General features: G+C 57.4%; 1 protein-coding gene and 1 pseudogene. Both read left to right on the top strand.

What is annotated here, in order from left to right; all coding sequences use genetic code 11:
• Positions 1–548, top strand: a pseudogene (locus EQV97_RS28845) (DUF2875 family protein); the annotation flags it as partial.
• Positions 549–556: 8 nt separating this feature from the next.
• Positions 557–1,133, top strand: a 577-nt coding sequence (locus EQV97_RS28840) for a DUF2875 family protein (RefSeq protein ID WP_240890575.1), incomplete at its 3' end; no start/stop codon positions are given.

Raw genomic sequence — 1,133 nt, 5'->3', positions numbered from 1 at the left:
TCCGCTGGACCCATCACCAGCTCAAAGAGTTCGACGCCGCGCCGGTGCTGGGTTACTTGCATCGGCCGATCAAGGTCTCGATGCAGGACGAACACGGCAAGCGGCTTAAACCGGCGTTGCAGGCCAAAGCCTTGCAGGCAGGCTGGTTAGAGGCCCTGGAGACGTTGCCCAAAGGGCAGCAGCCGGTCCGAGTGTTTTACGATTCCACCGATAACGTGGCCGCAGAAATTGCCCTGAACATTGCCTTGCTCGGCCTGAATACCGACGGCCATGGCATTGATTTGGGCAATGTCGATGAGGGGTACGACATCGGGCGGCGTCTGGGTAATACCGGCGTCAGTGGGGTTCTGGTCGAAATCAACCTGGCGACCATGGCCAGCTACCACGACGGCGGTGCCAGCGCGGTGGTCTACGCCGGCCAGGACGGCAGCCTGACGGTACAAATGATCCGCCCACCGGACGAGACGCGCAAAGAGAAAAACCGCGAGAACCGTGGAGCCGATCCCTTCAAGTACGGCTCCCCTAGCCGCGGCGCTCCCGGAACATGAGGCATCCCATGGGCCTGGTTAACAACGTGGTACTACGTGACATGAACCCGGTAATACGCAGGGGAATCGCTGCCATTCTGGGCCCTTTACTTGTGATATTCAGCGTTCACTGGTGGGGCAAAGCCGTGGCCAGTGAAAAGGCGGAGTTCACCGCTTATAAAGCCAAGGTCATGGCGCAAATCACCGAGCAGCAAGCCACGCAAGCGCGGACTTATGCGTTGGAAATTCGGGGGGTGGGGATTGCGGTGGACGACTGGCATCAATCGTCGATATGGCGAGAAGTTAAAAAAAAGAACGACAACTTCACTTCGATCTATTCACGAGACGCCAAGGATTATGATTCTGCATTGAGCTCCCGGGAAATCACCAAGGCAATCAACACTCGTGTTGCTTTCAAACATTCGGCAGGCGAGTCGGTGGCGTACTGGCCAATCCCGGTGTTTTCCATCGCACCGAATAAGCAACCGACAGATACAGGGGCTGCGAGCAATATCCTCAGCGGTCGCAATGCTGCCACGCTTGGGGTCACGCTCTTTTTGTGGCAGGACGCGGAAAATACAACCCATGCTCAGGGCATGATCGAGC

The sequence above is a fragment of the Pseudomonas sp. TMW22090 genome, from assembly GCF_022496665.1.
GTDB lineage: Bacteria > Pseudomonadota > Gammaproteobacteria > Pseudomonadales > Pseudomonadaceae > Aquipseudomonas > Aquipseudomonas gregormendelii.
The sequence above is the reverse complement of the archived record's forward strand: the minus strand, read 5'-3'. Positions and strand labels throughout refer to the sequence as shown.